Below are 24,366 nucleotides of genomic sequence, written 5' to 3'. Positions count from 1 at the left end.
ATCAGACTCCTTGCTCAAGTGCGGTCAGGGCTTTGTCCCACTCATCGGCATCAACACGGATGAAGTGGGTTTTCTCCCGGCTCTCAAGAAACGGCACGCCTTTACCCATTCGGGTATCGCAGATGATGACGCGCGGCTGCGGTTCAGGCCAACTGCGTGCTGCGTCAAAGGCATTCTGCAAAGCAGCAATATCGTTGCCATCAACGCGCTGGGTATACCAGCCAAAAGCCTGCCAGCGGTCCACTATCGGTTCGAACGCGAGAATCTCGCTGCTGTGACCGTCGGCCTGCTGATTGTTGACGTCGATAATGGCGATCAGGTTATCAAGCTGCCAGTGTGAGGCTGACATGGCCGCTTCCCATGTTGAACCTTCATTCAGCTCGCCATCAGAAAGCAGGTTATAGATTCGCGCCTGTGAGCCTTTTTGCTTTAGCCCCAGACAGGCACCCACGGCAATACCTAGTCCCTGACCTAATGAACCACCGGTGATCTCCATGCCTGGGGTATAGGCGGCCATGCCGGACATCGGCAGGCGGCTCTCATCGGTGCCATAGGTTTCCCGCTCCTCCTCCGGTATGACGCCCGCTTCCAGCAGCGCGGCATAAAGCGCAATGGCGTAGTGACCAATCGACAGGTAGAAGCGATCGCGCTCTTTCCACTCAGGCTCATCGGCGCGGTAATTCATAGCGTGAAAATAGCTGACAGCGAGTAAATCGGCTGCACCCAGTGCCTGACCGATATAGCCCTGTCCCTGAATCTGCCCCATTAATAAGGCATGACGGCGAATATTCATGGCACGCTGCGGTAATGAGAGCGTGTGTGAACTGTGATGAGAGTCAGTCATATAACCTCCAGATTAACGATTAACATCCGCAGCCCGAATGCGCAGTACGCATAGCGCACCACCCAGCAGAACGGCAGCAATAAAATACATTCCCGACGCGGGGGAACCGGTTGCAGTGGTGATTGAGCCAATCAGCCACGGCGAGAAAAAACCGGCCAGGTTGGCAATGCAGTTCACCGCAGCGATGCCTGCGGCAGCAGAGACGCCACCCAGCAGGTTGGTCGGCAGCATCCAGAACAGCGATGAGGCGGAAAGAATGCCCGCAGCGGCAATACAGAGGGAGAGTAATGACAGGGAGACGTTATGGCTGAGCAGCGTTGCCAGCGTGAGTCCGGAGAGGCCGACCAGCATCGGAACAATCAGGTGCCAGCGACGTTCACGATGACGATCGCCACTGCGTCCGGCCAGTAGCATAAAGATAATGGCGCACAGGTAAGGCAGACTGGTCAGTAATCCGATATGCAGAGGCTCGCTGACGCCTGAATTTTTTACCAGCGTCGGTAGCCAGAACGTTAATGCATACTGGCCCATCACCACACAGAAATAGATCAGCGCCAGCAGCCACAGACGACGGTCAGCAATAAAGGCTCTCACCGTGCCATGACAGGCTTTCTGCTGATTATCTTCGTCGAGATCGGCACGCACCCGGCGTTTTTCATCGTCATCCAGCCACTCTGCCTGTTCCACCCGATCCTTCAGAACCAGCAGCACGACAAATCCCATAACAAGGGTAGGGATAGCTTCCAGCATAAACATCCATTGCCAGCCCGCCCATCCGTGAAAGCCTGAGAAGGTCGCCATGATCCAGCCAGAGAGTGGGCCGCCAATCATCCCGGAAAGTGGGATCGCGACAAACCACAAAACCGTCATGCGAGCGCGACGGTGAGAGGGAAACCAGTAGGTCAGGTAGAGCAGTAAACCGGGTGCAAGTCCGGCCTCTGCCACACCAAGAAGAAAGCGCAGCAGGTAGAACTGCCATGCGGTTTCAACAAAGGCGAAAAGAGCTGAGATAACACCCCAGGTAATCATAATGCGGGCAATCCAGCGACGTGCACCGACCCGATGCAGAATCAGATTACTGGGCACTTCAAAAAAGAAGTAACCGATGAAAAAGATCCCGGCACCCAGTCCGTAGACCGTTTCGCTGAGTGACAAATCATCCATCATCTGTAATTTTGCGAAGCCAACGTTTACACGATCAAGATAAGCGCAGAGATAACAGAGCATCAGCCAGGGCATCAGTCGCCAGGCAATTTTGCGATAGGTGATATCGCGCGCAGCAGAGGCTGCGCTCAGATTAAGCGTGGTCATGGTGTTCACTCCCGAAGTTAGCCCGCAAGGCGTGCGGGCGGGGCAGGGCGCTGATTAATGGATCAGCATGCCGCCGTTCACATCCAGCGTGATGCCGGTGAGATAACCGGAGAGATCGCTGGCGAGGAAGAGCGCCGCATTCGCGACGTCGCTGGCGGTTCCGAGGCGGCCGAGAGGTATGCCGTCGAGAATGGTATGGCGGCGTTCATCCTGTAACAGGCCTCCGGTGATATCGGTCTGGATAAGGCCGGGCGTGAGGGCATTGATACGAATCTGGTCCGGGCCGAATTCGCGCGCCATCGCTTTTGTCAGGCCAAGCACGCCTGCTTTCGCTGCGCTGTAGTGCGGGCCGCCGAAAATGCCGCCGCCACGCTGAGCTGATACAGATGACAGACAGACAATACTGCCGCTTTTTTGCTGCTGCATCGTTGGGATAACCGCCTGAGACATCAGAAGCGTACCGCGCAGATTGACATCCAGAATGCGGTTGTAATCTTCGATGCCGATTTCCAGTGTTTTAACCGGCTGAGTGATCCCGGCATTGTTGACCAGCACATCAATACGGCCGTAGTGCTCAAGTACCTGATCGATAGCACGATGAACAGAAAGCGGATCGGTCACATCGGTGGCCAGGCCGAGATGCCCGTCGCCACACGAAAGCGCGCTGGCCTGGGCCGCCTGTAAATCTAAATCGAGTATCACCACGCGCGCGCCATGCTGAGCAAAACAGGCGGCTGTGGCTCGTCCAATGCCGCGCTGAGAAGCGGCACCCGTGATAATCGCAACTTTGTTTTCAAGTAACATTTTCCACTCCAGAAGAATAATTATTAGTGGTTCGGTATCGCTACCGGCAGGGTCACAATCAGAATTGATAAAGCGATTAATATTGGCAATGCAGAAAAATTCATTTGATGCTGAATGAATTTGTTGGTTTGATGCAGTTAACAAATCTGCGATTTAAAAATGGGCACACATCACATAATTTCTGTGTGGAGAGGCGGATGGAAAAGCAGCCGGAGCACTTACCTTCAATTAAATCACTGCGGGTTTTTGAGCAGGTGGCCCATTTTGGTAATGTCGCGCGGGCGGCTGAAGAATTAAATATTACCCCCTCGGCAGCCAGTCATCAGTTGGCTAAACTGGAGCGGGAACTGGGCTGTATTCTGTTTAATCGTTCGGCAAAAGGCGTAGCGCTCACGCTGTCGGGAGAACATTACCTCAGGGAGATCGGCCCGATATTGCTGGGCCTGGCGCAGGCCACGGCGCGCATCAGTAATGAGAAAGCGCGCAGTAACCTCAGGATCCACTGCGCACCCAGCTTCGGTCTGCTCTGGCTGTTGCCACGCATCCATAAATTCCGCAACAGCTATCCAGAGTTTCAGCTTACCCTCTCCTGCTCATATGAAAATCTCTCTTTCAGCCGGGACAATATTGATATTGCGATACGTCACGGCTTCCCGGACTGGAACGCGTTTGAGATTAAAACTCTCCGCCATGAAAAAATGTCGGTGCTGGCCTCACCGGCATATCTGAAACAGCATCCTGTCAGTCAGGCCGCGGATTTGATGCATCACGCGCTGATATTATCGGAGTCACCGCTTATTCAATGGCCGCAGTGGTTTGCGTCGCAGCAACTTCCTCAGCCGGATAAGGAGTGGTTATTTCGCTTTGACCGCTCTTATATGAGTCTTGAGGCAGCAATGTTAGGCCACGGTCTGATTTTTGAGAGTGAGTTGCTGGCAGAGGATTATCTGCGCAGCGGGAAACTGGTCAGAGTGCTGACTGAGCAGCATAGCCTGCCCGTCAGCGCCCACCATCTGGTCTTTCCGCGCGGATTTGCACAGTTTCCTCGTGTTGCACATTTCCTGAGCTGGATACAGGAAGAACTCAGAACGTTAAGTTGATGTTAAAATAAATTCCGCCCCGTCACTATGACGCGGGTTTATTTCTGCTGGTAATTATTCATACCTTAAAAGCCACATTGCCAAAGCTAACTTTTAAATACCGTCTACACTTCTTTACCCAATCGGTAAATATGTTCCATTTCTATTCCGTATGAAATTTAATCAAACGGATGTTTAACTTCTTAATGGCAGGAATATTATGAGTACAAATACACCAGACGCTGGGGAAGCGGGCGATAACGCGCCTGCGGATACGGTACGCCAGCGCATTTTTTTAGTGGTGCTGGTTGCCACCATGGGCGCGCTGGCTTTTGGCTATGACACCGGAATTATCTCGGGTGCATTACCTTACATGACTTCACCACCTGACCAGGGGGGGCTTGGACTGAACTCATTCACGGAAGGGCTTGTTGCCTCTTCGCTGGTGTTCGGTGCCGCTATCGGCTCTTTCCTCAGTGGTTTCTTCTCGGACCGTTTTGGCCGTCGTATTACCCTTCGCACCCTGGCGGTCATTTTTGTACTGGGTTCGCTCGGTACGGCACTGGCACCTTCCGTCAATGTGATGGTGGCCATGCGCTTCCTGCTGGGCATCGCTGTCGGCGGTGGCTCATCAACCGTGCCGGTGTTTATTGCGGAAATTGCCGGGCCACGTCTTCGTGCGCCGCTGGTAAGCCGCAATGAGCTGATGATTGTCACCGGACAGCTCATCGCCTATGTCGCCAGTACGCTTCTGAGCTATCTCCTGCATGATGAGCATCTGTGGCGCTACATGCTGGCCATTGCAATGGTGCCTGGTTTTCTGCTGTTTGTTGGCACGTTCTTCGTTCCGGCATCGCCACACTGGCTGGTGGCTGAAGGGCGTCTGAAAGAGGCAAAAAAGATTCTGAAGTATCTGCGTGAAACGCCGCGTGAAGTACGTCATGAAATGGCGCAGATGAAGAAGCAGGCGAAGGCAGCTGAACGCGGGCCGGATGCGAAAACCCTGATTCGTGAGAAATGGGTTATCCGCCTGATGATTATTGGTGTCGGTCTCGGCTTTGTCGCGCAGTTTACCGGTGTTAATGGTTTCATGTATTACACGCCGATCATCCTGAAGTCGACCGGCCTGGGCACCAGCGCCTCCATTGCTGCGACTATCGGTAACGGTGTGGTTTCTGTTCTGGCGACCTTTGTCGGTATCTGGGCGATTAGCCGTTTCCCGCGTCGTACCATGCTTATTACCGGTCTGTGTCTGGTGATTACGGCACAGATCCTGTTGGGCAGCGTGATGACCTTTATGAGTTCGAGCCTGATGCAGAGTTATCTCGCCCTGGGCTGTATTCTGCTGTTCCTGTTCTGCATGCAGATGTGCATCTCGCCGGTCTACTGGCTGATGATGTCCGAGCTGTTCCCGATGCAGTTGCGTGGTGTGTTAACCGGTGGCGCAGTTTCATTACAGTGGATTTTCAATGCTGTGGTCGCGTTCGGCTTCCCACCGATCATGGAGTATGCCGGCAGCACGACCTTCTTTATCTTTGCCGCGATTAACGTTGGCTCGCTAATTTTCGTGATGGCGATGGTGCCCGAGACCCGCGGTAAAAGTCTGGAAGAGATTGAGTCACACATGAAAGAGAAGTTTGGTGAAAAGCCGAAGGAGGCTGAAGCCTGTTAACCCCTCTACCGGATTCGGCCCGTCGGCTGAATCCGGTTTCCTCCCTTATCTGTACTCCCTCACGTCGTATCCCTTTCTGTCAGTTAAGCAGGCGTCATTCACTGTAATCAGCACAGTTCTGGAGATGGTTTCCGGACATCGCTGGCGATTTCAGGCTGAAATCGCCAGAATCTGGCTTAACCCTCAGATGTCGCTGACGGTTGAAACAGCCGTTTAAGCGAACCATGACCGTTGACAAAGATTGAATCTGGCTCTGCGCTATACTCACTTTTCATCTGCTCCGCATGCTGACCGGGATGCACCATGAACATATTAAACTCTGTGGCAGTGGTGGCTGCTGTGCTGATTGCCACGCCATTGCATGCTGAAAATGCGCCGGTTTCATCCTGGTGGAATGCGTTCACTGACGATGTTGCACAAACCTGGAATGCGCCTCAGCACACCGATCTCTACCTGCCGTTTATTAGCTGGCACGCTCGCTTCATGTATGACAAAGAAAAAACCGATAACTATAACGAAAATCCCTGGGGCGGTGGTCTGGGGGTTTCCCGCTATAGCGACAGCGGCAACTGGAGTGCACTTTACGCGATGGCATTTAAAGATTCGCACAATGAGTGGCAGCCTATTATCGGTTATGGCTGGGAGAAGGGATGGTATCCAGGCTCCGGTCAGGACTTCCGGCTCGGTGCCGGATTAACAGCGGGTATCACCGCGCGTGATGACTTTGGCAACTACATTCCGCTGCCGATTATTTTGCCGCTGTTCTCTGCGGGTTACAAAGCGGTGAACGTCCAGTTCACTTACATTCCCGGCACCTACAATAATGGCAATGTGCTGTTCGCGTGGTTTCGCTTAGCCTTTTAATTTTTCAGGAAAGGATTTATGGCCCGGAAGTTTAAAACTGCCACGCGCAGACTCTGGCGTTCAATGCTTATCGTGGGTTTGCTGTTATTGCTGCTACTGATTATTCGCATCTATGAGGCGGAACGTGGCCCGGAATTACATCGCTGGCACACCTGGATTCCACATGAGCTGACAGTTGAACAGCTCGATAAAGCCGGTTACACCGATTATCTTAACGCTGAACATCATCTGTTTGATGAGATGAAGCACCAGGTCACTGACAAACTGGATGCGGATGAGAAAACTCCGCTCAACCGATATTTCTCCGGCAGCATGATCTATCCGGGCCATTTCACCCAGGACTGGAACCGTTCCTATATTCTGCAACCAGAGGGCAGGCCGCGCGGTGCTGTGGTGCTGTTACATGGTCTGACCGACAGTCCTTACAGTCTGCGTCATATCGCAGAAACCTATCGCCAGCAGGGTTATGTGGCCGTAGCGATAAGGTTACCGGGTCACGGGACGGTGCCTGCTGGCCTGACTGATGTGGACTGGCAGGACTGGATGGCGGCTACACGCTTAGCGGTGCGCGAAGCAACCCGTCTGGCGGGCACTCAGACGCCGCTGCATCTGGTGGGATTCTCTAACGGTGGGGCGCTGGCGGTAAAATATGCGCTCGACAGTCTGGGCGACGCCACGTTGCGTCGTCCGCAGCAGCTGATTCTGTTATCACCGATGATCGGTGTCACCCGTTTTGCGCGGTTTGCCGGGATTGCCGGATTGCCCTCTGTTTTCCCGGCCTTCTCGAAAACAGCCTGGCTGAATATCGTGCCGGAGTTTAATCCGTTTAAATATAACTCTTTTCCGGTGCACGCTGCCCGGCAGACCTATTTGCTGACGCAGGCGCTGCAGAAAGAGATCCAGCACTACGCGCGTAATCAGCAGCTCTCAGGTTTCCCGCCCGTGCTGACCTTTCAGTCGGTGATGGATTCCACCGTCAGTACGCCGTCGGTCATCCGCTCGCTCTATAACTATCTGCCAGTGAACGGCAGCGAACTGGTGCTGTTCGATATCAATCAGGCGGTCAGCGTCAGCCCGTTATTCCGCCACTCCTCTTACACGGCAGTTAATCAGCTCTTACCCGCGGCCCGTCGGCATTATTCCTCCACGGTGATAACCAATGCTGCCGCCACGTCGCTGGAAATGGTGACCAAAAGCGTGCCTGCCGGTGAGATTCAGGAGCGGATTCAGCCACTGGCCATCAACTATCCGGCCGGGCTTTACTCGCTGTCGCACGTGGCGATCCCGTTCCCGGCTGAGGATGGTCTTTACGGCAGTGCGCCTGCGAAGAAAAATGAGTTTGGTATCAGTTTTGGTACGTTGTCACTGCGCGGCGAGAGTGCAGTGCTGATTGTGGGGCTGGACTCGATTATGCGCGCGACCTCTAACCCGTTTTACCCTTACATGATTAACCGAATCGATCACCACATCGGTTGCAGTGATAAGCCGCAACTGGCCACCTGCCTCAGCAGTTTCTGAATCAATAAAGCCACAGGCCCGCAACATGCGGGCCTGTGATTATATCGCGTTCAGCTTTTCCATTACCTCATCCGACAGTTGCAGGCTGCCACTGGCCAGATTCTCTTTGAGGTGTTGCGGTGAGGAAGTGCCGGGAATCAACAGAATATTGGGCGAGCGCCTCAGCAGCCAGGCCAGCGCGACCTGCATCGGGGTCGCATTCAGTGACGCAGCAACATCATTGAGCCGATCCGACTGTAATGGGGAGAAGCCGCCGAGCGGAAAAAACGGCACATAAGCGATGCCCTGCTGCGCCAGCTGATCCACTAGCCCGTCATCCTGTCGATGCGCCAGGTTATACATATTCTGCACGCAGACAATGGGCGTCATCGCCTGGGCTTCAGCAATTTGCGTGGCAGTGACGTTGCTCAGGCCAATATGCCGAATCAGCCCGCGCGTCTGTAACGCCAGCAGCGACTCCAGCTGGGGGGCCAGAGAACCCTCTTTGGGCTTCGCCGGATGCAGCATACTGCGCAGGTTCACCACTTCAATCACGTCCAGCCCCAGATTGCGCAGGTTATCTTCCACCGCCTGAGTCAGCGCTTCAGGTTCCATCGCCGCCAGCCAGCCGCCTTTTGCATCGCGGCGTGCACCCACCTTGGTCACAATTGTCAGATTCTGCGGATAAGGATGGAGCGCCTTTTTGATTAACTGATTGGTTTCGTGCGGGCCATAAAAGTCGCTGGTGTCGATATGATTAACACCTGCCGCAATGGCGTCGCGTAAAACCTGAATTGCCTTTGCTTCATCTTTTACCGGCCCGAATACGCCTGGCCCGGCCAGCTGCATTGCGCCGTAGCCGAGACGGTTAACTTCACGATCGCCTAACGGATAAGTCATGGTGATGTCTGACATGAAAACCTCCTGCGTGAATGTAGATCAATTGTAACGGTGATTTAGCTGTGCAACTATCCGGTGAAATCAGGACAGACTGTACGGGATGATGCACAATGGCAATCGATATGGCGCTGCTGGATGCTGTCGTGGCGGTGGCAAAAGCGGGAGGATTTCGGGAAGCCGCTCGTATTACAGGCAGCAACGCGTCACGCCTGAGCGATGCGGTGCGGCGGGCAGAACAGCAGCTGGGTATCCGACTGTTTCACCGGACGACACGCACGGTAGTATTAACTGAAGCGGGCAGGGCGCTGATGGAACGTCTGTTGCCCGCCATGAATGAAGTTAATGCCGCGCTCGATGCGGTGAATCGCTATCGCAACATGCCAGGCGGCACGCTGCGGCTGAATGTCCCGGTTAGCGCCACCCGGCTGGTCTTGCCCGGGCTGGTACCGGAATTTCTGCGGCGCTATCCCGATATTCAGCTGGAAATCGTGGCTGAGAGCAGCGTGCAGGATGTCTTTCGTGACGGCTGCGACGCCGGGATTCGTTATGATGAGCGGCTGGAGCAGGATATGGTGGCGATGCCCATTGGCCCCCGTCAGCAGCGGTTCGCGCTGGCCGCCTCTCCGGCTTATCTTGCGGAACATGGCCGACCGGCTCACCCTCGCGATCTGATCCATCATCGTTGTCTGCGTGGCCGTTATGCCAGCGGCATCATGGCTGACTGGACATTCAGCCGCGAAGGGAAAGAGATCAGCGTTGAAACTCGCGGGCCGCTGGTGGTGTCCGTCGGCGGGGCAATGGATCTGGCTGTAGAGGCCGCGATTGCCGGAAGTGGTGTGATCTATCTGTTTGATGAGTGGCTCAGACCGGCCCTGGACAACGGCAGGCTGGAACCGCTACTGCAACCCTGGTGGCTGACCTTTTCCGGTCCGTGGCTTTACTACAACGATCGCCGTCTGATTCCGGCTCCGCTTCAGGCGTTTATCGATTTTGTGCGCGAAATAAATGCGCGCGAAAAACCTGTCAGCTATACCAGCTAAATCCCTGCGGCACCCGTGAAAAACCGGCGTGTCGCAATGCGTTAAGCAGCGGTGACTGCGATACCGCTTTACCATCTACCGTCTCCAGCGTAAAACTTGCGGGCTTTTCACGTTTCAGCGCCACGCCCAGCGCCGCGACTGCGGTCTCAAGCTGTGCGAGGTCGTCGCTGAACATCAGCAACTCTTTTCCTCCTGGTGCCAGAAAGAGCATCAGCGCGCCGCCGGCGATCACGACCCGCGCGCCCTGACGACGCGTCGGGCGTATGCCGCTGGCATGAAGCGGCCAGCTCAGCATCGCGCCAAACGGATTGGCGGGGTCGAGTGCAGCCAGCGCCACCGCCTCAGTACCACTGGCCGGGGCTTCGGCCAGCGCCCGAAGCTGCTCAATGGTCTGGTGGTCAGCAAACTGCGCACCACCTGACCCGGCAACAAACTGTCCGCGCAGCAGTCGCCCGGCATCTTCCATGCTGCGCAGTACGGGCTGCAATGCCGGAAACCCACCGGGGATCTGCTCTGAAACTGCACTGCCTCGCGTGATCACCCCATAACGATCAAGCAGATTTTCTGCCAGCGAGAGAGCCAGTCGGGCAGGCGCAATTTCCTGCCGGTTAATCTTTGACCAGCGCCCGGCCAGCGTATTGACCGCTGGCCGCCGTGCGGGCAAAGCACCAGGCGTAAAGCGCTGTCCAAAGCGGGTGCGCAGAGTGCGTGCTGGTCGTGAACGGGTCACGCCGGGCGTGGTCAGCAGCCCACGTACCGCAATCCAGCTATCTGCCGTGACATACCCTCGCCACACCAGTTGCCACAGGACGTCATAGACGTCGGTGGGTTGTGTCTCTGGTGCGCCCATCTGCGCCATAATCTCATGAACAAACCATGCGCCGCCGCGGCTCAGTGCGTCGATCATCGCCTGCTGGGTTGGCGTAAGAGGGAGTGTGGCGTCTGCCTCCGGCAGCGTCTCAGCAGCGAATTCGGTGAGGTGCAGCGAGATCAGACCATCATTCTGTCCCTGCGCTCTATGTCCGCACCAGATCACTTCGCCACTGGCTAACAATTCGTCGAGCATCGCAGGCTGATAGTCGGCAATCCTGGCGCGCAGGATTTGTGACTCCCACAGAGAAGCAGGTAATGGCACGCCCGCCAGTTGCTCTATCACCCGCAGCAGCCCGCTGACACCCTGATGCGCGTGGTTAATCAGGCCATGCCGCGTCAGCAACAGGCTGACCCAGGCGGCGGGTGAAACCGGCCGGGTTGCTTCGCGTGCTGATTGCAGTGAACGTAAGCGCAACCTTTTGAAGATCTCTGAGGAAACCCACTCCGTTTCCGATGTGTCCGCTGCCGTATCTGTGTTCAGCAGGCTACCTTGTTGATACAGGCGTAGCAGTACCGTATTCACTACGGCTACACCCAGTCCCAAATGAGTTGCCAACTGTCGGGCGGTGAACAGCGTATGGGTGCGAGCGTAGCGGTTCGCCAGATCGCGTAGTGGATCGGTCTGCGTCTCCAGAAATGTGTCGGGCAGATCGTCAGGCAGCTCAGTGCCCAGCGCATCGCGCAGGCGAGCCGCATCATCAATTACGGCCCAGCGAGCTTCACCAGCGACCGTCACCGGGATCACGCGCCGGGCGGCAGCAAACTGCGACACGGCTTCTGCGATTTGCTGGTGATTGCCACTGAATCGCGCCGAAATACCGGCAACGGAGAGCGGACCGAGGTCGCGCAGCAGATCGATAATGCCTTCGGCGTGCTGTGCCTGATAGCGGGAATCAATGCGCTGCAGTTCCTGTCCGACCTGCTCAACCACGTCAGGTGCCAGCAAATCACGCTTGCTGGTCTGGCCGAGCAGTTCACCCAGCAGATTACTGTCGAGCGTCAGCAGTGAGGCTCGTCGTTCAGCCTGTGGAGCATCGCTGGCGTAGATAAATTCTGCGACATAGCCAAACAACAGTGGAGCGGCGAAAGGAGAGGGCTGTTCGGTCATCACCTCAACCAGCTTTACGTCTCCCTGTGCCAGCTGTTCCATCAGCTGGTGCAGGGCAGGCAGATCGTACACATCCTGCAGGCATTCGCGTGCGGTTTCGATCAGGATAGGGAAATCATCATACTGTCGGGCGACGGCTAGCAACTGACCGGCGCGCAGCCGCTGCTGCCAGAGTGGTGAGCGCTTACCCGGATTGCGCCTCGGCAGCAGCAGTGCGCGAGAGGCACACTCCCGGAAGCGGGCAGCGAACAGTGCTGATTGCCCGACACTCTCCGTAACGTCCTGAGTGAGCTGGTCGGCGTCGAATATAAACAGGTCAGCGCCGGGCAGATGCCCTTCGCTGGCGGGAAAGCGGGCTACGATGCCGTCATCGCTGGCTGCGACGGATGCATCAATACCCAGGCGATGCTGGATCCGGGCGGCAATTGCCAGCGCCCAGGGCGCATTGACCCGCTTTCCCCATGGCGAGTGCAGAATCAGCCGCCAGTCGTCAGTTTCGTCCCGGCAGCGTTCAATCAGTAACGTGCGATCGTCGGGCAGTACGCCGGTCGCGACACGTTGTTCAGCCAGCAAAGCCAGCAGATTTGTCACTGCACGGGCATTCAGCCCCAGCGCGTGCAGCTGCTGTTGCGCAGCATCCGGTGAAGCACTGTTCAGGTGACGCAGAAACATCCCGAGGCTGGCACCTGAATCGGCAGAACGGCCAATGCCCTCACCGCGCCAGAAGGGCAAACGGGCGGGACGGCCTGGCGCGGGAACCACCAGCACCTGATCGTGCGTGATCTGCTGAATGCGCCACGACGTTGCCCCCAGAGTAATGATGTCGTTGACCCGAGACTCATAGACCATCTCTTCATCCAGCTCGCCGACCCGACGAGAGCCCGCCTGCTCTTCGCCTTCGGGCAGGATGACGCTGAACATGCCGCGATCGGGAATGGTACCGCCGCTGGTCACGGCCAGATTCTGAGCACCAGGTCGCGCCGTCAGCAGTCCGCTCTGGCGATCCCATACCAGCTGTGGCCGCAGCTGAGCAAAGGCATCTGACGGAAATTTACCCGCCAGCATATCCAGCGTGGCATCAAACAGCCGACGGGAGAGAGTGCGAAATGGATCGGCCCGGCAGACCTGCGCATACCAATCATCGGCCTGCAAAGGATCCATTGCCACCGCCGCCAGCGTTTGCTGCGCCAGAATATCGAGCGGGTTACGGGGCGGAGCCAGCGCATCGAGGTGACCCGCCCGCATCGACTGTAATATCACGGCTGAATCCAGCAGATCACGCCGGGTGCGGGGAAACAGGATGCCGGTGGAGATGCCGCCAACCTGATGTCCGGCGCGACCCACACGCTGCAGGGCGCTGGCGACTGACAGCGGCGCGCCGACCTGAATCACCAGATCCACCGGCCCCATATCAATGCCCAGTTCCAGGCTGGAGGTCGCCACCACGCAGCGCAGTCTGCCCTGCTTCAGGGCAGCTTCAATCTCGCCTCGCTGCTCTTTTGAGACGGAACCGTGGTGTGATCGGACTATAATTTCGTCGGCGCGCTCTGCATCCCGTTCATCAGCGGTTTGCTTCGCCAGATAACGCGCATTGAGCCGCGCCGTCAGCTTTTCTGCCAGGCCGCGCGAATTCACAAACACCAGCGTGGCGCGATGGGCCATTACCTGCTGCAGAATGCGCGCTTCGATATGTGGCCAGATCGATCCGCTTGCAGTGCTCGCTTCACCGGTCAGGTCATCGGCGCTGGCAATATCGGTCATATCCTCAACCGGCACTTCGATCGTCAGGTGCAGCGTGCGATCGGCGGCAGGATTAACCACCTGAACCGGCTGACAGCCGCCGAGAAAGGCCGCTACCCGTTCAACCGGTCGCACCGTGGCAGAAAGCCCGATGCGCTGGGCGGGCTGTGGCAGCAGCGCGTCCAGCCGCTCCAGGCTCAGCGCCAGCTGGGAACCGCGCTTTGAACCCGCCACCGCATGCACCTCATCAACAATAACCGTGGTGACGCCCTGTAGCGTGGTGCGTGCTTTGGAAGTCAGCATCAGAAACAGCGATTCGGGTGTGGTGATCAGGATATCGGGCGGGCGACGTAACAACCTGGCGCGCTCCGCGCTGGGGGTATCACCGGATCGCATCCCGATATTCAGCGTGATTTCTGGCTCATTCAGCGCCTGCCGCTCGGCGTAAACGCCTGTCAGCGGCAGATTCAGGTTGCGCTGCACGTCGGCTGCCAGCGCTTTGACCGGTGAAATATAGAGAATGCGGGTGGTCGTTTCGCGTGTGGGAGCAGGCTGGTCAGTTCTGACCTGAAACAGCGTGTCGATGGCAGTCAAAAAGGCCGCCAGTGTTTTTCCGGAACCGGTAGGCGCGATCACCAGCGCATGCTCTCCACTGGCAATCGCCTGCCAGGCCGCCTTTTGCACCGGCGTCGGCGCAGCAAAGGCAGCAGAAAACCAGCGTCGGATGGCGGGTGAAAAACGGGCTAGGACCGTATCAGACTGGGATTTCGACATCATACTCACGGCATCGCGCAGTGACTGCGCCTGGAATTAATCCGTTGAGTGTAAGTGAAAATCGCCGTTTGTGGATGACGCGGCCGATCTCTGGCCGCATCAGTGGTGTTTAAGAACAGGCCGTGCCAGCTAAAGCGCGACCTCTGACCGCCAGGAGTGACACCAGCGCCAGCATAATAATGGTCATGCCATAGAGCCAGGCGGTGTTGGTCAGCCCGATATGGGGTGCGGCAATACCGGCCGCAATCGCGGGCAGGGCAAAGGCGAGATAGCTTTTGATCAAAAAAGCGGAGAACAACCCGGCCCGTTCATGACTCTCTGCTAACGGCATAATGATCTTCAGCATGCTGGAGAAAATCGATCCAAACCCCTGACCCGCAATGGCGGTGCCGATATAGAGCAGGGCCACGCTGTGCAGGGAAAGGCCTGTCAGTGTGACACCGACACCCGCCATCAGCATAAGGGTTCCAATAACTAATGCCCGCGCGGGCGGCAACGGACGAAAGAGTAATACGGCTGCTGTTGCACTTAGCATCAGCGTTGCCACAATCGAGCCGCCGATAAACGGCGATGTCAGGCCGGTTGCATTTGCCACCATCGTGGGCATCAGTGACAGATAAAATCCGCCCAGCATCCATGTTGCGATGTTCACCGGCGTCACCTTCAGCAACGGGCCCAGTGCGCGTCGCGGAATGCTGACCTGAGGCCGTAGCGCGGCCAGTACCCCAGGCTGAGGCGCAATCGTTTCAGGTATCAGTGGCAGAAGCGCCATCGCGACTATCATCAGCACCATCAGCAGCGCGTAAACCGTGACCGTAGGGAAAGGGGCAAAGCTAACCAGAATGCCACCTGTCAGCGTGCCGAGCGTCATCCCGAGAAACGCGGTGAACGAATTGAGCAGGGGTCCTCGGGTTTTACTGGCGTCAATCAGGCTGGCACCGAAGGTCGGCAGTGCAATACCCGTAGCAAAGCCCTGTACCAGTCGGGCGGCAATCAGGGTTGGGGCCGAACTGGCCACCATAAAGATCATCAGCGCGACCACGTTAATCGCCAGTGCCAGCAGCATCAGCGGACGTCGGCCAGTATAATCCGACACTTTACCCACCGTCAGCAGCGCGGCCAGCAACGCGAAAGCATAAGCACCAAAGATCAGCGTCAGCATGGTCGGCGTCAGATGAAACAGGCTGCGATAAAGCGGGTAGAGCGGCGTTGGCGCACTGCTGGTGGCTGAGATCAGCGCCGCACCGGTAAAGCTAAAAAGCGTGGTGCGGGTAGCCGCCTGCGCTGTCAGGATGGGGTTCATGGGAGTCGCCTTAATGCAAAGGATTAGCTTTTAATAAGGTATACGGTGATTCTGAGCTTAATGCAATATCTTTGCTTTAACGTTTATTGCGATGTGACTTAGTATCACCTTATGCTAAGCTATGTGTTACTAAGTTACACACCGGAGGACGCATGGCATCAACAAAACTTCGTCAGCAGGGCGGAGCTGTCGTGCTGACTATCCCCAGTGAGATTGCTGCCAGAGCAGGCTGGACCGTCGGCATTGAGCTGGACGTGACCGCTGAGGGCGAATCCGTCAATATAGTGCCGGTTACGCGTGTACCACGCGGACGCCGGACCGTTGCTCAGTTGCTGGCCGGTATTGATCAGCTGGAAATCCAGAGTTATAACGACGAGGCCGTCGACGGACTGAATGACGCGCCGCAGGGAAGGGAGCATATCTGATGGTTTCAAGGAGGGTGCCGCAGAAGGGCGAAATCTGGCACGTTAATGGCGATCCGGTTGAAGGGCGTGAGTTTAAAGGGCCGCATTATTATCTTGTTATCTCTCAGCGCGAGTTAGTTGCAGCTCTGGGGACGGCAGTTTGTGTGCCGGTAATAAGCGGCGGCGTTGCGTCGCGCTCACAGGGAGTCACTGTGTTTCTGGACGGTAACAGCACAGATACTGGCAAGGTGACCGGCGTGGCGCTGTGTTATCAGGTGCGTTCGCTTGACCTGATAGCGCGTAAGGCAAGCTATGCTGCCAGGGTAGAGCCATATGTTATGGATGAAATATTGCCTCTGGTTATAGACCTTATCGACCCGCGATAAATAAAACTCTGCGACAGCAAGATTTTAATAAATTACTGATTTATTCAATCCGGGAAGGCATACAGGCCTCATTTAAACTGTAAGTGTGTGACCTGATGAAAGCGTCATAGCCACTAAAGCGTGATGCTCCTCAATTGCCTCCTTCGCCTGTGTTTTTTCTCGTCAGGCCATTGTCCTTTATTCTTCTCTGTCTCTTTCCTGCAACGTGTTTTTATGTGCTCTGCGGGTTGTCTATCAATACTGTTTCGACCAGTCTCACTGTTAAAAACAATCATGGAGCCAGATGATGAAGATAGCTGAGATCGATCATATCCATCTTTACGTTGAAAATATTGAGCAGGCAGAACAATGGTATAACGAAATCCTGAGCTTTTCCCGCGATGATGCACTGTACTTCTGGTTTGAGCAGGGCGGTCCACTTGTCATCAGGAATAACAGTGCATCCCTCTCTCTTTTCCTCAGAAAATCCCAGCCACCTGGTCACACGGTAGCTTTCGGGGTGGCCGCGTCATCCTTTAACGAACTCCTGCCTGTACTCAGTAAGAATAAAATCCCTTTCAGCGTCAGTGACCACGACGTGTCGATGTCCGTCTATTTCAGCGATCTCAGTGATAATAAGATTGAAGTGACCTCTTACGACTACCTTCAGGCAAAGCAGATACTGGAGAGCATTGCGTAACACTCTCGCAAGGGCAGGATCGGCTGGTCACCAACGGCGATCAGTAAAGCGAGTTCTTTAATCGCTCTGGCAGCGCTTTGTCATAGGCATCGCCATCGATTTCCGCAATCTGTTTCAGAATCGAGCCGGTGCTGGGCAGCGACTGCCGCGCAATCTGCGTTTCAGCATTCCATAACCCGGAGCGGATAATCGCCCGGCTGCACTGAAAGAAAACGCTCTCCACGTGGATGCGCAGCACGGTTTTGGGCTGCTGATTGTTGACCGCAAAGCGCTCAAGCAGCGCCGGGTCGGTACTGATCGCCGCCGTACCGTTCACACGTAGCGTTTCGCCGATGCCGGGGATGAGAAAAAGTAGCGCAACCCGATTGTCATTTAAAATATTACGCAGGCTGTCGATGCGATTATTGCCACGTCTGTCCGGCAGCAGCAGGGTGTAATCATCTTCGATTTCGATAAATCCGGCCGGATCGCCGCGCGGTGAAACATCCAGCCCCTCCGGTCCCGATGTTGCCAGCGCCACAAAAGGCGAGGCGGCTATAAACGGACGATAGGCGGGATGAATATGATCGGTCACCTTAGCCACAGAAGGCCGGGCGACAGTGCCGTAAAGACGTTCAAGTTCGGTCAGTTCCGTCACTAAGCTGTTCTGTTCAGGCATGTTTGCACTTTCCTTTTATTGATCAGATCCTCAGGACGCTGACGATAAGACACCACAGATCCGACGCGCAGGTTTAACCAGGACTTTAACACCAATAACTGCAGAGTCAGAGCCACTGCGTCGTCCTTTGTGATCACTATTCACTGTGATCCGTCAATCCCGGCTAGACAGAAAGGGATTACCGGGCCAGACCTGTTAAACCCAAGTGTTGGTATCAGAACAACCTGCTGATATAAAGGATTAACCTGATCAGTATCCAAAAGGAGCAAAGGATGTTTTGGGAATCAGAGCGGTTGCTCTACAGATTTACCCTTCGTGAGGATCTTGACGACCTTTTCAGAATTTATGGCGACCCGGAAACGCATAAATTTAACCCGCGAGGCCCGTGGCCTGACAGGGAATTTGCTGTTCAGGCCATGGAGCGCATACAGGATAGCTACCGGAATCAGGGTTTCGGCGACTGGACAATATTCGAGAAAGCCCATCCGGAAAAAATTATCGGCTTTGGTGGCGTCTTCAGAAGCCAGTTTGACGGCCGTCAGACTAATAATCTCGGCTACCGGTTTGAGCCAGATGCCTGGAGTAAAGGATATGCCACTGAGCTTTCACGCAGAGCCATTCGCTACGGATTTGAGGAGGCCGGACTCAGCGTCATCACGGGCGTGGTGCGTGAAAACCATCTGGCTTCGCGCCGGGTGTTGGAAAAAGCAGGCTTAACGTTTTTGAAAAAGGTTAACGATCTCGAAGGGCTGCCTCCCAGCCTGATGTATGCCCTCAGCCGACGTGAATGGCTTGACGCTGGTAACGCGCTTAACGTCTGATTTTCCTCTTTGCGAGTCGGGCGCAGTTTTGTCTGCGTCCTCTTACTGCCTTAAACCTCTGAGAAACCCTCTCTTATCCCGCGATTACTTTCCTGCTCACTGGATTACCTTAACCGCCTTACTCAGGGGAGGATTTATGGATATTCGTACGATTTTTATTTCAGCGGTAATGGCAGTCAGTTTGTTGTGGATAGGCGCATCAGACAACCGTTCGTCTCATTTCAGCGGAGAGCCGGTCAAAGCAGGCCTGAGTAAACTTCAGCCCTGAGTGTCACACGCCCGATCGCACACTTTAGCGCCTGCTCAGCCAGAGATGCGGTACACTGCCGCTATCTGTTAATGCAACATCGTTGCGTTAACCAAAACGTTGACGCTGAAAAAGCAGGAGAACGAGATGGCGAGGGAGATGATTCGGCAGGGTGGGCGCAGCGCCCGTATTCAGGCGGAAGTGCATGATACCGTTAACCGGCTACTGGAAACGCGGGATCGTTCCGCCATTACCGTACCGATGATCGCCGAACAGGCAGGCGTAACACCCTCCACGATTTATCGACGCTGGGGCGATCTGGCCCAGTTGCTGGCGGATGTGGCCGTGGCGAGGATGCGACCGATTGCCGATCCGGAAGATACCGGCTCGATGATCGGCGATCTCACCGCGTTCCTTCAGCAGTATGCTGAAGAGATGTCCTCGAAAGTGGGTCGTGAACTGCTTGCCGATGTGATTGGCAGTCATGCTGAAGCGGCCAGCCATAAATGCTGTGGATTCACCTATCAGCATCTTGAAACCCTGAATAACCGGGCCATCGCGCGCGACGAAGCGGGTTTTGACGTTGATCGCCTCGTCGATGTCGCTGTCGCGCCCGTGATGTTCCACATACTGTTTGGTGATCGTGACGTTTCAGCGGAATACTGTTCGTTGCTGATTCAGCAGGCATTTTAACTCAGCCCTGAACGTAGGGCAGGGCGGCTTCGGTGATCAGGTGCTGCAACAGCGCACGAGCGGGATCGTCACTCTGGTCTGAGCGGGCCAGCGCAATACCCAGATGGCCAGGCTGCGGCAGTCGCTGTGATTCTGTCACCAGCCCCTCCGGCAACCCCGCGCGGGTGCGCAGGGTGATACCCAGCCCGGCCTGCAGCGCGGCCCAGATGCCGCTAAGACTGTGACTGGTAAACACCACGCGCCACGGAATGCCTGCCTTATCCAGCGCCCCGGTAGCGCGGGTTCGCATCACACAAGGCGCCTCAAATGCCACCAGCGGCAGCGGTTCGCCACGCTGCAGAATCCCCGCCAGATCAAATGCCGGATGCTGTATCCAGACTAACGGACACTGACCGATCACCTGCGTGCCGGATTGCTGTTCCGCCTGCCACAGGAGCGCTAAATCCAGCTCATGACGAGCCAGTGCCGTTAAGAGCGCCAGATTTCTGTCGACGCGAGCGGTCAGCATCACGCCCGGATGCTGCCGGTTAAACGCGCCGAGAATGGCAGGCATCAGCGCCTCGCCAAAATCCTCCTGCATGCCGATGCGAATTTCGCCCTGCAATGCCTCGCCTTTCACGGCCCGCAAGGTCTCATCGTTCAGTGACAACAGACGTCTTGCGTAACTCATCAACTGCTCGCCACTGCGGGTTAATTGCAGATGCCGCCCTTTTTTCATCACCAGCGCGGTACCGCATTGCTGCTCGAGTTTTTTAAGCTGCGCACTGACGGCTGAGGTTGACCGGCAGAGGTGCTGTGCCGCAAGAGCAAAGCTGCCCGCATCAATACCCGCCACGAAACTGCGCAGCGCATCCATATCGAGCGATTCCGGTACTGTGTTCATCATTGTCCTTAAAATGAGGATAGTGGATGCTGATTAATTTGATTTTCAGGATTAACGGGCTGAGTGACACTCTCTCTGACCAACGAGGAGCGTGCAATGAAAAAATCACTGGATCGGGAAACACTGGCGCAGCGCGCGCCAAAACTGGCTGAACTGACGCAGCAGGTGCTGTTTGATGATATCTGGCAGCGCGGCCTGCTGTCATCACGTGAGCGCAGCCTGCTGACGCTGGCAACCCTAACTGCGCTGGGACGCGTCCAGCAGTTGCCGTGGCACATTAACTACGCCCGGCAAAATGGACTGACGCTGGATGAACTGGTGGAGAGCTTCACGCATCTGGCATTTTATGCAGGCTGGCCTGCTGCCGTTACCGCGCTGAGCTATCTGGAGGATAATCACTGATGCCCTTCACCCGGATCACCTTGCGGCAAGGTTACAGCGATGCAGATCTTCATCTTCTCTCCACGCTGCTGCAGCAGGCGCTGGTCGCAGAATTTGACGTTCCAGAGCAGGACTGTTTTCAGATCATTGAGATGCTGCCTGGCTCTCAGCGTGTGTTTGATCGCCGTTATCTCAGCGGAGGCCGCAGCGAAAATTTCGTGCTATTTCAGATAACGGCAGGCCGTTCGCGTTCCCGGCAACAGAAGCAACGCTTTTATCACGCACTTTGCGTGGCACTTCAGACAAAGATGGCAATCGATCCTGATGATGTGATGATCATCATTCAGTTTAACAGCACCGAAGAGTGGAGCTTTAGCGGCGGCCGGATGCTGGCACAGGCGGCGTTATGATTATCATGCACTATCGCTTTACGCTGCCCGCTGACTACGACATGGGCATCATCGAACAGCGCATCAGTCTGAACGGAGCCCGGCTGGATGGCTTTCCAGGGCTGGTGGCAAAAGCGTATCTTTACGCCTGCCGTGAGGATGGAGTACTCAATGAAAATCGCTATGCGCCGCTCTATTTCTGGCGAGAGGCGAGTGGCATGCAGCGTTTCCTGCAAAGCCCGGGCTTTGCGACGCTGGTCAGGGATTTTGGCTGGCCGATCATCGAAAGCTGGCTGGCGTTTGAGGAATCGACTTTCATCACTAATCTGGCTGAAGCCCGTTTTATGACACTAAACCGCTGGACGATTTCGCCACATACGAACCTGGCAGCACTGCCGGTGAAAGCAGGCTTCAGCGCCTGGGATGTGACCCGCTGGCAGGGATTAACGGTTAACGCATCTCAGCAGCGACCAGCGTCCGGTCCGGAGGTCTATCGCATCGGTTATCTGGCGCGAGGCGCTGCCGCTGCAGATCTGCGGCTGTAGCAGCGGCGTTGATGCGGAGTGCCATTCAGAGGGCAAAAATGGCTTCAATCTCTATGCGCAGGTCAGCGGAGAACAGTCCGCTGACCTGTACCAGCGAGCTGGCGGGCAGATGTTCGCCGTAGTTGCGATAAAGCACTTCCCGCAGCGCGGTGATCTCTGTGAAAGAGGTGATGAATATCGTGACTTTCAGCAGCGCTGCGAGCGACGTATTCTCAGCCGCGGCAACCGCCCTGAGTTGATTAAAAATGGCTTCTGCCTGTCAGGCATGTCTCCCTGCTGAGCCGCCGTACCGAAAGCGGTTAGTCCTGAGACATACAGCGTCGCGTCATGTTTCACTGCGTGGACATAAGGCGCTTTTACTTCGTCCAGTGGCGGGTAATTTTTGCGTTCTGGCAGGGTCATATTTTCTCCTTCATTATGTGAATCATCAGACATTACTCTCCGCCACCACTTAGCGCATCAGCAGTTGCTGGCAGACAACATTATCCTGCGCGGCGCGCTGTTGCTCATCGGCTTTCAGTTGCTCCCAGCGGCCAATCACGCTGCGTCCCAGCCGCGGTTTATAGGCTATTTTCTGCAGCGCATAGTCAGAATTGCCGCCTTCAATAACATTTCGCATCTGCTGGTCGAACGGCTGCTGACCTTGGTGATCAATTGCGCAGAACACCGCGACGTAATACGCTTTGTCTTCCTCACTGTCGTGCGGGATTAAAAGCCAGCTAGGGCGAGGATAAGCAGCAGCGGAAGAATATATTTTAGCCATTTATAACACTTGTTTTCGTATGATTAACAGCCTCATACCCTTTTCAGTATGGCGATAGTATCTGAACTTGCACCCTGCACCCTGCACCCTGCACCCTGCCGCCAACGCAAATACCTTCTTATAGACATTTGTCGAATTAACGCTTTTGTGCCACATCATGCTCTGCAGCATCCTCATTGGAATGTCCGCATAGAGCATATGCATGGCGTAGCTACTGCTGAAAAGTAATGAAAATGTAATCCCGTCCAGCCTCGTTCAGCCAGATGCACACTGCGATGTCTGTCACGGCCCAGAGCCTGACTTTTCTCGGTACGGTCGGTCTCAGCATGACAGCGCCTAAGCAAAAATTTCGGTGTGGAGACCATCAGCTCTTGCTGGTCCACGTACTGCGGGTCGGACAGCGAAATCAGATGATGCAATACTATACCGGCAGGCGCTCGGTCAGGCCGCCGGTAGTGCCGTCAAAATAGCCCTGCAGAACGTCAATGCCATGCGCAAACGTGTCCAGATCGCACTCGTGGTCACCGAGTTCACCTGCGTCGCTCAGCACCTGACGGAACTCCGCATATTTTCTGCTGAATATTTTCAGCGCGGTTCCGTTCGCGAAGTCTGCGTCTCTCTTTACAGAGGAAGTAATTCCGTACAGGATTTTCTCGAAGGCGTAGCTGAAATCATCATGGGCTTTCATGGATTCGAACGTAACAGTTTTCCGGAGGATTCATAGCGTTCTTACAGAAGGGCTGATTTACTCAATATGTAAAAATTAATCAAAGATAATATGAGTGTGCTTATTTTATTCCTGGTTACCAATAGTTTGCTTAAATAAACCACTCGAAATTACTTGATGCCCATCCTGTCATGATCCGACTTTTTCAATTTATAGCATTAACCGGAAGCGTAACACGGCGGCGGGGCGGGGAAAAGCCCGGCGCAGACGGCCCTGGCTCACGTCATCACACCATATGTAGTGGTTAATGCAGATGACAGAGACACGATATGTAGTGCCATGCGCAAAAAACCGCCACCAGGGAAGAAAGATCCGGTGCTGCCTTTTTTCGGATCCGAGGCCGGAAAATCCCATAGCGGTAACGTAGCCGCACATTTATGACATCATGTCTTAAATACATAGAGAGTGATTTTTTAAAGAGACTGGTGCATTCTGATATCTAATTTTATAACGATACAGGAAAAAGCCTCATGCTGAGTCAGCTGACATTACGGTTCCCGAAAAAACTCATTGAAAGCCTTAAGTCCCGTGCGTCGGTCGAGGACACCTCGGTCAACGCCCTGACCGAACGGCTGCTCGACGGCGCACTGAAGTCCACCTCCCCGGATGATGCCTTTTTTGCCCTGCAGGCCAATCCCGCCGGCACCCGGGAGGCGCTTTACCGCAAGCTGGTCCGCGGGGAAACGTTCGGACGCCAGACAGTAAAGCCCGCCGAGCTGCGCTGGCTGTTTGCGCAGGCGCACGCGGCCTGCCAGACCGGGAGCGCCTTCATGAGCAGGCCTGTGATGGAGGCGCTGCTGGGCATCACCTTTGATGCACTGGTTTACGCCGCCGAAAACGGCATCCCGGTTGACACCTACTACATAAACCGGGCCTTTGATCTGACGGGCGAAGACTACCGCGCCGAAACGGACGCGTTCATGGCGGCCCTGCCGCACGGCGTGGACACCACCTGGGCCGAGTTCCTGCTGCGGCCGCTTT

The 24,366-nt window shown here is 55.6% G+C and carries 22 protein-coding genes and 3 pseudogenes; 14 read left to right on the top strand and 11 right to left on the bottom strand.

The window, feature by feature from the left end; genetic code table 11:
• Position 1 precedes the first annotated feature (1 nt).
• From ACTJKZ_RS10420 to ACTJKZ_RS10410, 3 genes are read right to left on the bottom strand one after another with little or no spacing between them, the layout of a single operon-like run.
• Positions 2–844, bottom strand: a complete 843-nt coding sequence (locus ACTJKZ_RS10420) for a transketolase (protein WP_440829534.1) — start codon at positions 842–844, stop codon at positions 2–4.
• A 12-nt stretch (positions 845–856) separates the two neighbouring features.
• Positions 857–2,155: an MFS transporter gene (locus tag ACTJKZ_RS10415; protein WP_161736870.1), complete on the bottom strand. Its 1,299-nt coding sequence runs from the start codon at positions 2,153–2,155 to the stop codon at positions 857–859.
• 54 nt (positions 2,156–2,209) lie between these two features.
• Positions 2,210–2,959 (bottom strand): SDR family NAD(P)-dependent oxidoreductase, encoded by a 750-nt coding sequence (locus ACTJKZ_RS10410; RefSeq protein WP_440829533.1) that lies wholly within the window; start codon positions 2,957–2,959, stop codon positions 2,210–2,212.
• Between the two features lie 197 nt (positions 2,960–3,156).
• Between ACTJKZ_RS10410 and ACTJKZ_RS10405 the strand changes: the two genes are divergently transcribed.
• From ACTJKZ_RS10405 to ACTJKZ_RS10390, 4 genes are all read left to right on the top strand, one after another.
• On the top strand, positions 3,157–4,059 hold the full coding sequence (locus ACTJKZ_RS10405) for a LysR substrate-binding domain-containing protein (protein WP_440829532.1): 903 nt from the start codon (positions 3,157–3,159) through the stop codon (positions 4,057–4,059).
• A gap of 199 nt (positions 4,060–4,258) precedes the next feature.
• Entirely contained in the window at positions 4,259–5,710 is a 1,452-nt protein-coding gene (locus ACTJKZ_RS10400; RefSeq protein ID WP_440829531.1) for a sugar porter family MFS transporter, read from the top strand.
• A gap of 303 nt (positions 5,711–6,013) precedes the next feature.
• A complete protein-coding gene (pagP, locus tag ACTJKZ_RS10395) occupies positions 6,014–6,574 on the top strand; it encodes a lipid IV(A) palmitoyltransferase PagP (RefSeq protein ID WP_440829530.1) in 561 nt (186 codons plus the stop codon).
• Between the two features lie 18 nt (positions 6,575–6,592).
• A complete protein-coding gene (locus ACTJKZ_RS10390; RefSeq protein ID WP_253417900.1) occupies positions 6,593–8,092 on the top strand; it encodes an alpha/beta hydrolase in 1,500 nt (499 codons plus the stop codon).
• A 39-nt stretch (positions 8,093–8,131) separates the two neighbouring features.
• On the opposite strand, the gene ACTJKZ_RS10385 is transcribed toward ACTJKZ_RS10390, so the two are convergent.
• A complete protein-coding gene (locus ACTJKZ_RS10385) occupies positions 8,132–8,986 on the bottom strand; it encodes an aldo/keto reductase family oxidoreductase (protein WP_222925631.1) in 855 nt (284 codons plus the stop codon).
• Between the two features lie 95 nt (positions 8,987–9,081).
• Between ACTJKZ_RS10385 and ACTJKZ_RS10380 the strand changes: the two genes are divergently transcribed.
• Positions 9,082–10,011, top strand: coding sequence for a LysR family transcriptional regulator (locus ACTJKZ_RS10380; protein ID WP_253417904.1), 930 nt, complete (start codon positions 9,082–9,084; stop codon positions 10,009–10,011).
• On the opposite strand, the gene ACTJKZ_RS10375 is transcribed toward ACTJKZ_RS10380, so the two are convergent.
• Positions 9,995–14,509: an ATP-dependent helicase gene (locus tag ACTJKZ_RS10375; RefSeq protein ID WP_440829529.1), complete on the bottom strand. Its 4,515-nt coding sequence runs from the start codon at positions 14,507–14,509 to the stop codon at positions 9,995–9,997. The two genes, ACTJKZ_RS10380 and ACTJKZ_RS10375, sit on opposite strands and share 17 nt — an antisense overlap.
• Positions 14,510–14,615: 106 nt before the next feature.
• Positions 14,616–15,809 (bottom strand): MFS transporter, encoded by a 1,194-nt coding sequence (locus ACTJKZ_RS10370; protein ID WP_440829528.1) that lies wholly within the window; start codon positions 15,807–15,809, stop codon positions 14,616–14,618.
• 152 nt (positions 15,810–15,961) lie between these two features.
• On the opposite strand from ACTJKZ_RS10370, the gene ACTJKZ_RS10365 reads away from it, so the two are divergent.
• The 3 genes from ACTJKZ_RS10365 to ACTJKZ_RS10355 all read left to right on the top strand — a co-directional run bounded on the left by ACTJKZ_RS10365 (position 15,962) and on the right by ACTJKZ_RS10355 (position 17,278).
• The gene (locus ACTJKZ_RS10365) at positions 15,962–16,234 is read left to right on the top strand and encodes an AbrB/MazE/SpoVT family DNA-binding domain-containing protein (RefSeq protein ID WP_033735365.1); all 273 of its coding nucleotides are present in this window, start codon (positions 15,962–15,964) and stop codon (positions 16,232–16,234) included.
• Positions 16,234–16,599: a type II toxin-antitoxin system PemK/MazF family toxin gene (locus tag ACTJKZ_RS10360; RefSeq protein ID WP_222925627.1), complete on the top strand. Its 366-nt coding sequence runs from the start codon at positions 16,234–16,236 to the stop codon at positions 16,597–16,599. Before ACTJKZ_RS10365 ends, ACTJKZ_RS10360 begins: the two co-directional genes overlap by 1 nt.
• Before the next feature lie 286 nt (positions 16,600–16,885).
• Positions 16,886–17,278 (top strand): VOC family protein, encoded by a 393-nt coding sequence (locus tag ACTJKZ_RS10355; protein WP_222925643.1) that lies wholly within the window; start codon positions 16,886–16,888, stop codon positions 17,276–17,278.
• Positions 17,279–17,318: 40 nt separating this feature from the next.
• Here ACTJKZ_RS10355 and ACTJKZ_RS10350 read toward each other — a convergent pair whose 3' ends face one another.
• A complete protein-coding gene (locus ACTJKZ_RS10350) occupies positions 17,319–17,936 on the bottom strand; it encodes a pyridoxamine 5'-phosphate oxidase family protein (RefSeq protein ID WP_222925626.1) in 618 nt (205 codons plus the stop codon).
• 272 nt (positions 17,937–18,208) lie between these two features.
• Between ACTJKZ_RS10350 and ACTJKZ_RS10345 the strand changes: the two genes are divergently transcribed.
• Entirely contained in the window at positions 18,209–18,757 is a 549-nt protein-coding gene (locus ACTJKZ_RS10345; protein ID WP_161736859.1) for a GNAT family N-acetyltransferase, read from the top strand.
• Between the two features lie 394 nt (positions 18,758–19,151).
• Entirely contained in the window at positions 19,152–19,697 is a 546-nt protein-coding gene (locus ACTJKZ_RS10340; protein WP_253417926.1) for a TetR/AcrR family transcriptional regulator, read from the top strand.
• A gap of 1 nt (position 19,698) precedes the next feature.
• Here the strand turns inward: ACTJKZ_RS10340 and ACTJKZ_RS10335 are convergent, their stop codons facing one another.
• Positions 19,699–20,580 (bottom strand): LysR substrate-binding domain-containing protein, encoded by an 882-nt coding sequence (locus ACTJKZ_RS10335; protein ID WP_440829677.1) that lies wholly within the window; start codon positions 20,578–20,580, stop codon positions 19,699–19,701.
• Positions 20,581–20,676: 96 nt separating this feature from the next.
• Here ACTJKZ_RS10335 and ACTJKZ_RS10330 point away from each other — a divergent pair, with 96 nt between their 5' ends.
• Genes ACTJKZ_RS10330 through ACTJKZ_RS10320 form a run of 3 tightly spaced genes read left to right on the top strand, consistent with a single transcriptional unit; the run spans position 20,677 to position 21,895 of the window.
• On the top strand, positions 20,677–20,982 hold the full coding sequence (locus ACTJKZ_RS10330; protein ID WP_161736861.1) for a carboxymuconolactone decarboxylase family protein: 306 nt from the start codon (positions 20,677–20,679) through the stop codon (positions 20,980–20,982).
• The gene (locus tag ACTJKZ_RS10325) at positions 20,982–21,371 is read left to right on the top strand and encodes a tautomerase family protein (RefSeq protein WP_440829527.1); all 390 of its coding nucleotides are present in this window, start codon (positions 20,982–20,984) and stop codon (positions 21,369–21,371) included. Before ACTJKZ_RS10330 ends, ACTJKZ_RS10325 begins: the two co-directional genes overlap by 1 nt.
• Entirely contained in the window at positions 21,368–21,895 is a 528-nt protein-coding gene (locus tag ACTJKZ_RS10320) for a DUF4865 family protein (RefSeq protein WP_440829526.1), read from the top strand. The genes ACTJKZ_RS10325 and ACTJKZ_RS10320 overlap by 4 nt, the downstream gene beginning before the upstream one ends.
• A gap of 25 nt (positions 21,896–21,920) precedes the next feature.
• Here ACTJKZ_RS10320 and ACTJKZ_RS10315 read toward each other — a convergent pair.
• The 3 genes and pseudogenes from ACTJKZ_RS10315 to ACTJKZ_RS10305 all read right to left on the bottom strand — a co-directional run bounded on the left by ACTJKZ_RS10315 (position 21,921) and on the right by ACTJKZ_RS10305 (position 23,346).
• Positions 21,921–22,297, bottom strand: a pseudogene (locus ACTJKZ_RS10315) (RidA family protein).
• Positions 22,298–22,346: 49 nt separating this feature from the next.
• Positions 22,347–22,645 (bottom strand): annotated as a pseudogene (locus ACTJKZ_RS10310) (hypothetical protein).
• A gap of 434 nt (positions 22,646–23,079) precedes the next feature.
• Positions 23,080–23,346 (bottom strand): hypothetical protein, encoded by a 267-nt coding sequence (locus ACTJKZ_RS10305; protein ID WP_440829525.1) that lies wholly within the window; start codon positions 23,344–23,346, stop codon positions 23,080–23,082.
• A gap of 509 nt (positions 23,347–23,855) precedes the next feature.
• Between ACTJKZ_RS10305 and ACTJKZ_RS10300 the strand changes: the two are divergent.
• Positions 23,856–24,366, top strand: a pseudogene (locus ACTJKZ_RS10300) (hypothetical protein); the annotation flags it as partial.

Source organism: Pantoea sp. 22096 (assembly GCF_052045955.1).
In the GTDB taxonomy this organism is placed as follows: Bacteria; Pseudomonadota; Gammaproteobacteria; order Enterobacterales; family Enterobacteriaceae; genus Pantoea; species Pantoea alfalfae.
This window is presented reverse-complemented; position numbering and strand designations above follow the sequence as displayed.